At 70.4% G+C, this 8503-nt stretch carries 10 protein-coding genes; 3 read left to right on the top strand and 7 right to left on the bottom strand.

Annotation, left to right across the window (positions count from 1 at the left end; all coding sequences use genetic code 11):
• Positions 1 to 54: 54 nt before the first annotated feature.
• Positions 55 to 462 carry a VanZ family protein gene (locus ACFOM9_RS11965; RefSeq protein ID WP_386710828.1) on the bottom strand — a complete coding sequence of 136 codons (408 nt, stop codon included), beginning with the start codon at positions 460 to 462 and terminating at the stop codon, positions 55 to 57.
• Positions 459 to 1640 carry a class I SAM-dependent methyltransferase gene (locus ACFOM9_RS11960; RefSeq protein WP_386710825.1) on the bottom strand — a complete coding sequence of 394 codons (1182 nt, stop codon included), beginning with the start codon at positions 1638 to 1640 and terminating at the stop codon, positions 459 to 461. Before ACFOM9_RS11960 ends, ACFOM9_RS11965 begins: the two co-directional genes overlap by 4 nt.
• Before the next feature lie 191 nt (positions 1641 to 1831).
• Between ACFOM9_RS11960 and ACFOM9_RS11955 the strand changes: the two genes are divergently transcribed.
• The gene (locus ACFOM9_RS11955; RefSeq protein WP_386710822.1) at positions 1832 to 2587 is read left to right on the top strand and encodes a pteridine reductase; all 756 of its coding nucleotides are present in this window, start codon (positions 1832 to 1834) and stop codon (positions 2585 to 2587) included.
• 128 nt (positions 2588 to 2715) lie between these two features.
• Here ACFOM9_RS11955 and ACFOM9_RS11950 read toward each other — a convergent pair whose 3' ends face one another.
• The 5 genes from ACFOM9_RS11950 to tsaD all read right to left on the bottom strand — a co-directional run bounded on the left by ACFOM9_RS11950 (position 2716) and on the right by tsaD (position 7145).
• A complete protein-coding gene (locus ACFOM9_RS11950) occupies positions 2716 to 3546 on the bottom strand; it encodes a DUF6159 family protein (protein WP_386710819.1) in 831 nt (276 codons plus the stop codon).
• Between the two features lie 211 nt (positions 3547 to 3757).
• Positions 3758 to 4252, bottom strand: a complete 495-nt coding sequence (folK, locus tag ACFOM9_RS11945; protein WP_386710816.1) for a 2-amino-4-hydroxy-6-hydroxymethyldihydropteridine diphosphokinase — start codon at positions 4250 to 4252, stop codon at positions 3758 to 3760.
• A 7-nt stretch (positions 4253 to 4259) separates the two neighbouring features.
• Positions 4260 to 5552, bottom strand: coding sequence for a mechanosensitive ion channel family protein (locus tag ACFOM9_RS11940; protein WP_386710813.1), 1293 nt, complete (start codon positions 5550 to 5552; stop codon positions 4260 to 4262).
• A 3-nt stretch (positions 5553 to 5555) separates the two neighbouring features.
• Positions 5556 to 5915 (bottom strand): dihydroneopterin aldolase, encoded by a 360-nt coding sequence (gene folB, locus ACFOM9_RS11935; protein WP_386710810.1) that lies wholly within the window; start codon positions 5913 to 5915, stop codon positions 5556 to 5558.
• Positions 5916 to 6107: 192 nt separating this feature from the next.
• Positions 6108 to 7145: a tRNA (adenosine(37)-N6)-threonylcarbamoyltransferase complex transferase subunit TsaD gene (gene tsaD, locus ACFOM9_RS11930; RefSeq protein ID WP_386710807.1), complete on the bottom strand. Its 1038-nt coding sequence runs from the start codon at positions 7143 to 7145 to the stop codon at positions 6108 to 6110.
• A 394-nt stretch (positions 7146 to 7539) separates the two neighbouring features.
• Between tsaD and rpsU the strand changes: the two genes are divergently transcribed.
• Together rpsU and ACFOM9_RS11920 are read left to right on the top strand one after the other, a co-directional pair.
• Positions 7540 to 7755 (top strand): 30S ribosomal protein S21, encoded by a 216-nt coding sequence (gene rpsU, locus ACFOM9_RS11925; RefSeq protein WP_027069919.1) that lies wholly within the window; start codon positions 7540 to 7542, stop codon positions 7753 to 7755.
• A gap of 254 nt (positions 7756 to 8009) precedes the next feature.
• Positions 8010 to 8459 carry a GatB/YqeY domain-containing protein gene (locus ACFOM9_RS11920; protein WP_386710804.1) on the top strand — a complete coding sequence of 150 codons (450 nt, stop codon included), beginning with the start codon at positions 8010 to 8012 and terminating at the stop codon, positions 8457 to 8459.
• Positions 8460 to 8503: the final 44 nt, after the last annotated feature.

Here is an 8503-nt window from a genome sequence, read left to right as displayed (position 1 = left end):
GAGCTCGCGGCTGAAGCCGCTCCCACAAGATCCAGGATGACCCAAGATCAGGAGTCACCGCGCGAACAGCCGCGCCTCGATGCGCAGCAGCAGGTCGCGCAGCGGCGTCAGCGCGATCGCGGCTCCCGCTGCCACGCCCAGCGCATCGGCCAGCACGTCGCGCGGATCCATCGAGCGGCTGGCGGTGAACGCGAATTGCGCCAACTCGATCGCGATCCCGAGTGCCAGCAGGCCCAGCGCCGCACGCCACAGCGCGCGCGGCGTCGCATAAAGCTGTACCGCGCTGGCCGAGAGCAGGAAGAAGGCGAGGAAGTGCTCGACCTTGTCGAAGCCGTGGGGCACGGTCGGCAGGTCGGGCGCCGGCAGCAGGCACACGACGAAAACCAGCGCCACGGCCAGCCACCACAGCGCCAGCCACGCACGCGGATGGCGCAGCGGCTTGAGCGCGCGGGCGCCGGTCACAGCCGGAAGCTCAGGTCGCCGGCCAGGAACGCGGCGCCGAACTCCACTCCGCGCGCGAAGCCCATCGCCTGGAAACGTTCGCCCATCGCCCCGGGCAGGGTCAGCTGCTTGGCCTGCTGGCGCAGCGCATAGCGCGCTGCTTCGTCGGGGGCGCGGCTTTCCTGCGCGGCCAGGTGCTGTGCCAGGCCATTGCCGATCAGCAGGCTGGCCTGCGAGCAATAGCCGGCGAAGTCGAAGCCCGCGCCGGTCCCCGCCTCGGCCAGCGCGGTGAAGTCGACCGAGGCGGTGATGTCCTGCAGCCCCGGGTGCGCGAACACGTCGTTGCTGACGCGATGGCGATGGAAGGCGCGCAGCGTGCCGTCGCCGCGCTCGCGCGCGTAGTACTCGCGCCGGGGATGACCGTAGTCGACGAACAGCATCGCGCCCGCCTCGAGGCCACCGGCCACCGCCTGCAGCCAGTACGGCAGCTGCGGCAGCAGTTCGGAGCGATAGCCGTCGGGCAGCGGCGCGCCGAGTTCGCGCTCGACGTGGCGCACCGCCGCCGACAGCATCGGATCGGCGGGACGGTCGATGCGGACGAACCCGCCGTCGCCGGCGAGCGCCACGTGTTCCTCGAACACCTCGCCGTCGCGCAGGCTGAAGCGCGGCGTGGGCAGTGCGTCGATCACCTCGTTGGCGAACAACACACCGTTCCAGGGCGCCTGCAGCGGGCCATCGAGCCACTCCACGCAGGCGAACACCAGCGGCGTGAGCTTGCGCTGCAGCCGCTCGCGCTGGCGCTCGCGCAGGTCGGCGCTCGGCTCGAGGATGGCGTAGCGCGCGGGCATCGCGTCGATCGCCATCAGCTGCTTGATCGCGTGCTCGGCGAAGGCGCCGCTGCCGCCGCCGATCTCGAGGAACGTCGCCGACTCGCCGATCTGCCGCAGCACCGGGGCGACCGCCTCGGCCACGCACTGCGCGAACAGCGAGCCGAGCTCGGGGGCGGTGACGAAGTCGCCGGCGCGGCCGAACTTGGTGGCACCGGCGCTGTAGTAACCCAGGCCGGGCGCATACAGCGCGAGCTCCATGAAACGCGAGAACGGGATCGCGCCGCCGGCCGCGGCGATCTGCTCGCGGATCAGTGCCTGCAGGTGCGCGCTGTGCGCGAGGGCGTCGGCGTCCGGGGGCGAGCTTGGCATTGGAATTCCTGTGCGACCGCACGACAGGATACGGAACCGCGGCCGCCCTGTGGTCGCAGTTGTCGGGAACAAGGGCAGTCGCGGTTGTCAGCGGCCGGACGCGCCGCCGCGATGGCGGGATCGGCACGGAACATCGTCGCGATTGCCGCTTCGCCCGCCCGCCGACCGGCCCTGCGCTATGGTGTGCCGTCATGAGCGCATCTTCCCGTCCCGTCGCCCTGGTCACCGGCGCCGCGCGCCGCCTCGGCGCCGCGATCGCGCGCGGCCTGCACGCCCACGGCTACGACCTGGCGCTCCACTACCGGCATTCGGCCGCGGACATGCAGCCGCTGGCCGCCGCGCTGGAAGCCGCGCGCAGCGGCAGCGTGCTTACCCTGCAGGCCGATCTGGCCGAATTCGACCGCCTGCCCGAACTGGTCGCGCGAACCGTCGGCCGCTTCGGCCGTCTCGATGCGCTGGTGAACAACGCGTCGGGCTTCCAGCCCACCCCACTGGGCGAGGTGACTCCGGCGCAGTGGGACGCGCTGTTCGCCAGCAATGCGCGCGCGCCGTTCTTCCTCGCCCAGGCGGCTGCGCCGCATCTGGCTGCGGCGCGCGGGGCGATCGTGAACATGGTCGACATCCACGCCGAACGGCCGCTGCGCGACCATGCCGTCTACTCCATGGCCAAAGCGGCGCTGGTGATGGCCACCCGGTCGCTGGCGCTTGAACTCGCGCCGGACGTGCGCGTCAACGCGATCGCCCCGGGCGCGATCCTGTGGCCGGAGCTGCCCGCCTCGGACGCAGACGATGCCGCGCGTCGCGCCGCCCTGCTGGCACGCACCCCGCTGGGCCGCACCGGCACCCCGGAAGAGGTGGCCGAAGCCGTGCGCTGGCTGCTGCGCGAGGCAAGCTACTGCACCGGACAGGTACTGCGGCTCGACGGCGGCCGGCTGCTGGAAGCCTGACCGCGCTCCACGCAGCCGCGGGCCGCTGCGCGCGATGTCCGCTGCCGTGCAAGCCGACTTCGGCTTTCCCCAGCGCAACGCATCGGGCCAAGTGCCCGCTCGCGGGCGTGCCGGATGAGGCAGGCAGGTCAGGCCTTCGGCGCGAACGCCTGCGACAGCGCCACGTTGCGGAATGCCGCCGGCGTCTCGTTCGACACCGCGTAGCGGTACAGCGCCGCCGAGTAGATGCCGGTCAGCGCCGCCTGGTAGATCCCGAGCAGCAGCACGCCGATCGCGACCACGATGCCCACCGCGATCGCCAGCGCGACCGACGCCTGCGCGGCCAGCACCACCAGTGCCACGCCGACCAGCACCACGGCGAAGGTGATCAGCCCGAATGCCGCACCGATGCCGACGTTGCCGATCGCATTTTCGCCCCAGGTCCGCCGGAGCAGGCCCACGCTCTGCTTGAGTGCGTCGATCGGGCCGATGTCGCGGCTCACCAGCACCGGCACCACCAGGAAGGTCGCCAGCGTCCAGGCCACGCCCAAGCCGCTGCCGAGCAGGCGGATCAGGATGTTGTCCTTGTGCTTCATCGCCTGCAGCAACACGCCGACGGTGGCCGAGATCGCGGCATAGCCGAGGATCGAAGGCAGCCGCGATTTCGCCGCGTCGAGGCCGTCGCGCAGCGTCGGGTCGCCGCCCTCGAGGCGGATCATCGCCGCGCCGACCAGGGCGCAGTTGAAGAAGATGATCACCGTGTACTGGCAGAAGTAGAACAGGAACCCGAACACCGCGCCGCCCACGCCGAAGCCGTCGGCGAAGATCCGCAGGGCGAACATCGGCAGCAGGAACGTCGCCAGCACCACCAGCGTGGCGGCGCCGGAGAGGATCGGGAACAGCATCAACTCCTTGTCCGAACGCAGCACCGCGGCGCTCGCCTTGACCAGTGCCCAGCTGCGCGAAAGTCTCTCGAACATGTGCCTGCCTCCCCGGGGTGACGCCGCCATCGTGGGATGCGCGCGCGGCACGCGCAAGCGCCGGAAGTCACCGCTCCAGGAGGCGTCCAAAGCGGCGGTGGGACAGCACCGCGCTGTCGTGGGAGCGGCTTCAGCCGCGAGCTCTTGCTTCACGACCAGTAGAGAAAGCTCGCGGCTGAAGCCGCTCCTTCCGGAGCCGAAGTGGGCTCCGCTAGCCGACGTCGAAACCCCGCACCGCCTCCATCGCCACGTCGCGCTCGGGTGACTCCGCCCACAGCCGCGCCAGCGTGCGTCCGCTGCGCGGCTCGACCACGTCCGGCGCGATCTCGGCCAGCGGCCGCAGCACGAAGGCATGGCGCAACTCGTCGCGCGGCACGCGCAGATGCCCCGGGCCTTCGACGATCCGGTCGCCATGCAGCACCAGGTCGATGTCCAGCGTGCGGTCGCCAAAACGCGGCGCGCTGCGGTCGCGGCCGTGCGCGTCCTCGATCGAATGCAGCCAAGCGTCCAGCGCCTCGGGTTCGAGGTCGGTCTCCACCACCGCGGCGGCGTTGAGGAAGTCGGCGCCGTCGAAGCCCACCGCCCGCGTGCGGTACACGGTCGACACGCGCACCTGGCCGAAACACGCGCGCAATGCGGCGATCGCCGAACGCAGGTTGGCCTCCGGTGCGAGATTGCTGCCCAGGCTCAGGCAGGCGCGTTCCATCACGCGATCAGCCGCCCGTCGCGCGAACGGTCGCGTTGCCCGCGTCCGGCGCGGTGCGCAGGCCTGCCAGCGCCGTGCTCAGCTCCGCGCCGCTGGGCTGCTGGAAGATCCGCAGCCCGAACTCCGGCAGCACCGCCAGCAGGTGGTCGAAGATGTCGCCGGCGAGGTTCTCGTACGGCACCCAGTTCACGTCGGCGGAAAAGCAGTACACCTGCAGCGGCAGGCCGGTCGGCGTGGGATCGAGCTGGCGCACCATCAGGGTCATGTCCTGCGCCACGCCGGGATGCGAGCGCAGGTAGGCGGTCATGTAGGCGCGGAAGGTGCCGAGGTTGGTGGCGCGGCGATTGTTGACCGGATCCTTGCCCGCCGCCTCGAGCTGCGCGTTGTACTGGGCGAGTTCTTCGCGCTGCTTGTCGAGGTAACCGTCGATCAGCGCGATCCTGCGCAGGTTCTCGCGCTCTTCCGGCTGCAGGAACCGCACCGAGGTCTGGTCGATCAGCAGCGCGCGCTTGATCCTGCGCCCGCCGAAGTCGCTCATCCCGCGCCAGTTGCGATAGCTCTCGCTGATCAGCTTCCAGGTCGGGATGGTGCTGATCGTCTTGTCCCAGTTCTGCACCTTCACCGTGTGCAGGCTGATGTCGATCACGTCGCCGTCGGCATTCTGCGCGGGCATTTCGATCCAGTCGCCAACGCGCAGCATGTCGTTGCTGGAGAGCTGGACCGACGCGACCAGCGACAGGATCGTGTCCTTGAACACCAGCATCAGCACCGCGGTCATCGCGCCCAGGCCGGTCAGCAGCACCAGCGGCGAACGGCCGGCCAGGGAAGCGATGATCAACACCCCGGCGATGATGTAGACGGCGATCTTCAGCAGCTGCAGGTAGCCCTTGATCGGACGTCGCACGGCGTGGCGGCTGGTCTGCTCGTAGATGGCGTTGAGCGCGTTGAGCAGGTTGCCGATCGCCATGGCTACCGTGAGCGCCACGTACGCGAGCGCGACGTTGCGCACCACCACGACCAGCCACGCCGGAGCGTCGGGCACCAGGGCGATGCCGCCGGACACGACCAGCGCCGGCACCACGTTCGCCAGGCGCGCCAGCACGTGGTGCCCCAGGATCGCGTCGTCCCATTTGCTCGGCGACGCCTTGGCCAGGCGCCCGACCACCGCCAGCAGCACGCCGCGGGTCAGCCAGTTGGCGATCCAGGCGACCAGCGCCACCGCCAGCAGGCCCACGACCATGGAGGCGTAGGGAATGCCGCCCAGCGGCCGCACGAGGTTCGAATCGATGAAATCGGGCATGCGCTACAGGGTAGCGGCTGCCCGCTCGATGATCACCCCGACCGCGCGCGCGCCGCGCACGGCTCCGGGCTTGGCGAGCTTCAGGCGCACATGCGCGACGGCGAATTCCGCGAGGATGATCGCCGCCACGCGCTCGGCCAGCGTTTCCACCAGCCCGAATTCCGACTGCGACACGTAGTCGCTCACCCGCTTGCTCACCGCCTTGTAGTCCAGCGTGTCGGCGATGTCGTCGCTGGCCGCGGGCACGCGGTTGTCGAACTGCATCTCGATGTCGAACAGCAGCGGCTGGCGGATGCGTCGCTCCCAGTCGTAGATGCCGATCAGGGCTTCGACTTCGAGGGTTTCGATGAAGACGGTGTCCATTTGAAGAGCCGCGATTGGGGATTGGGGATTGGGGATTGGGATTGGGGATTGGGGATGGCGACTGGCGACTGGCGACTGGCGACTGGCGGAGATCCTGCCTTTGCCCCCTTTGAAAAAGGGGGTATGGGGGATTTGCCCTTGCTCTGCATCCCGAGACAACAGCAAGAGCAAATCCCCCTCAATCCCCCTTTTTCAAAGGGGGAGGCCAACAGCGGGCAGCGTTGCCATGTCCCACCGCGGCGTCGCGCGCACCGCGGCGTCGTCGCGCTGGCCGGCCTGCAGCCGCAGTGCGCCGGCAAAGGCGATCATCGCGCCATTGTCGGTGCACAGCGCCGGGCGCGGGAAGCACGCGCGGCCGCCTCGGGCCTCGCACATCGCCTGCAGCTTCGCGCGCAGGCGCTTGTTCGCGCCGACGCCGCCGGCGACCACCAGCAAGTCGCAGCCGGCGGCATCCAGCGCGCGTTGGCATTTGATCGCCAGCGTATCGACCACCGCGTCCTCGAAGCCGCGCGCGATGTCGGCGCGGGTCTGGTCGGCCCGGTCGCTGCCCTGCCAGGCCAGCAGCACCTGGGTCTTCAGGCCGCTGAAACTGAAGTCGAGCCCGGGGCGGTCGGTCATCGGCCGCGAAAACCTGTACCTGCCCGGCGCGCCGTCCTCGGCCAGCCTCGCCAGCTGCGGGCCGCCCGGATACGGCAGGCCCATCATCTTCGCCGTCTTGTCGAAGGCCTCGCCGGCGGCGTCGTCGAGGGTTTCGCCGAGCAGCCGGTAGCTGCCGATCGCGTCCACCGCGACCAGCTGGGTGTGGCCGCCGGAGACCAGCAGGGCGACAAACGGAGGCTCGGGCGGGTCATCCTCCATCAGCGGCGCCAGCAGGTGGCCTTCCATGTGATGGACGCCGATCGCCGGCAGGTCCAGCGCCCACGCCAGCGAGCGCGCCACGCCGGCGCCAACCAGCAGCGCGCCGACCAGGCCGGGGCCGGCGGTGTAGGCCACGCCGTCGAGGTCGCCCACGCCCAGCCCCGCCTCGGCCAGGGTCTGGCGGATCAGCGGCAGGAGCTTGCGGACGTGGTCGCGGCTGGCCAGCTCGGGGACCACCCCGCCGTACTCGGCGTGCAGGGCGATCTGGCTGTAGACCGCGTGGGCGCGCAGGCCCGCGGCGCCGGCCAGGGCGGTGTCGTAGACGGCAACGCCGGTTTCGTCGCAGCTGGATTCGATGCCGAGGATTTTCATGGGGGCTGGAGGCTTGGGCTGGGGGCTGGGGCTGGGGGCGAAAGGGACCCGGCTGGGGCTGAGGTTGCACTGGCCGGCGCTCGATCATGGGCCTTGGTACGAAGCCCCGGCTTGCTCGCCATTCCCACGAAAGCGGGGACCGGGCGCTTGGTCCGCGGGTGAATCCCGAGCCACGCCGGTCTGGCATCGCGCCTTGATGGGTGCGGCGCGGCCTGGTCACCCAGCGTCCTGCCAGGTCGAGGCCCGGGCTACCCCGGGCAGCCGGCTGCGGTTGCGCGCCCGAGGGGCAGGCCGCTATCATACGCGGCTCGCCGGAGGGAATCCGGCGACATGCGCGGTCCCTCGCGCGGGCTCGCGGCCTTCCGGCCGGGGCTTCCAACCCACAGAGATTCCTATGCCCAGCGTCAAAGTCCGCGAAAACGAGCCTTTCGAGTTTGCCCTGCGCCGCTTCAAGCGCACCTGCGAGAAGGCTGGCGTGCTGGCCGAAACCCGCAAGCGCGAGTACTACGAAAAGCCGACCCAGGAGCGCAAGCGCAAGGCCGCCGCCGCCGTGAAGCGCCAGGCGCGCCGCACCTCGCGCGACGTCACCAAGCGCCAGCGCCTCTACTGAGGCAGGCGCGGATTCTTCCGCGCGCGCGCCCGGCGCGCCGCAGCAGGAGATCCACGAAGCCGGCACGCGCAAGCGTCGCCGGCTTTTTGTCTTGCAGCGCACCGGGTCGCCGAAGGTGTCTTGCGGGAGCGGCTTCAGCCGCGAGCTCCTGGCCGTACCGCACCACACTAGAAGTTCGCGGCTGAAGCCGCTCCCACGGACTTTCCCGCCCACGCGCTGCGCGCGAACGGCCCCGCCACTCCACGGAGATCCCGATGACCCTCAAGCAGCAACTCGTCGACGACATGAAGGCCGCGATGAAATCCGGCGACAAGCAGCGCCTGGGCGTGATCCGCCTGGTCAACGCCGCGATCAAGCAGCGCGAGGTGGACGAGCGCATCGAGCTCGATGACGCTGCCGTGCTCGCGGTGCTCGAAAAGATGGTCAAGCAGCGCAAGGATTCGGTCAGCCAGTACGAGGCCGCCAGCCGCGAGGACCTGGCCGCGATCGAGCGCGACGAGATCGTGGTGATCGAGCACTACCTGCCGGAGAAGCTGGGCGAGGCCGAGATCCTGGCCGCCATCGACGACGCCATCGCCCAGACCGGTGCGACCGGCGCGGCGGACATGGGCAAGCTGATGGGCGTGCTCAAGCCGAAGCTCGCCGGGCAGGCCGACATGGGCCAGGTGTCGGCGCTGGTGAAGGAACGCCTGACCGCCGGCTGAGACGGCAACGCTGGGCGCGCGATCGCGGAGCGGTCGCGCTGGCA

The organism is Luteimonas notoginsengisoli (genome assembly GCF_042648885.1).
Lineage (GTDB): Bacteria > Pseudomonadota > Gammaproteobacteria > Xanthomonadales > Xanthomonadaceae > Luteimonas > Luteimonas notoginsengisoli.
The sequence above is the reverse complement of the archived record's forward strand: the minus strand, read 5'-3'. Positions and strand labels throughout refer to the sequence as shown.

What these genes read in the sequence shown, in the direction of transcription:
- ACFOM9_RS11960 (WP_386710825.1), bottom strand. Translation starts at nt 1,640, where the DNA reads ATGCCAAGCTCGCCCCCGGACGCCGACGCCCTCGCGCACAGCGCGCAC.
- ACFOM9_RS11955 (WP_386710822.1), top strand. Translation starts at nt 1,832, where the DNA reads ATGAGCGCATCTTCCCGTCCCGTCGCCCTGGTCACCGGCGCCGCGCGC.
- ACFOM9_RS11950 (WP_386710819.1), bottom strand. Translation starts at nt 3,546, where the DNA reads ATGTTCGAGAGACTTTCGCGCAGCTGGGCACTGGTCAAGGCGAGCGCC.
- folK (WP_386710816.1), bottom strand. Translation starts at nt 4,252, where the DNA reads ATGGAACGCGCCTGCCTGAGCCTGGGCAGCAATCTCGCACCGGAGGCC.
- ACFOM9_RS11940 (WP_386710813.1), bottom strand. Translation starts at nt 5,552, where the DNA reads ATGCCCGATTTCATCGATTCGAACCTCGTGCGGCCGCTGGGCGGCATT.
- folB (WP_386710810.1), bottom strand. Translation starts at nt 5,915, where the DNA reads ATGGACACCGTCTTCATCGAAACCCTCGAAGTCGAAGCCCTGATCGGC.
- tsaD (WP_386710807.1), bottom strand. Translation starts at nt 7,145, where the DNA reads ATGAAAATCCTCGGCATCGAATCCAGCTGCGACGAAACCGGCGTTGCC.
- rpsU (WP_027069919.1), top strand. Translation starts at nt 7,540, where the DNA reads ATGCCCAGCGTCAAAGTCCGCGAAAACGAGCCTTTCGAGTTTGCCCTG.
- ACFOM9_RS11920 (WP_386710804.1), top strand. Translation starts at nt 8,010, where the DNA reads ATGACCCTCAAGCAGCAACTCGTCGACGACATGAAGGCCGCGATGAAA.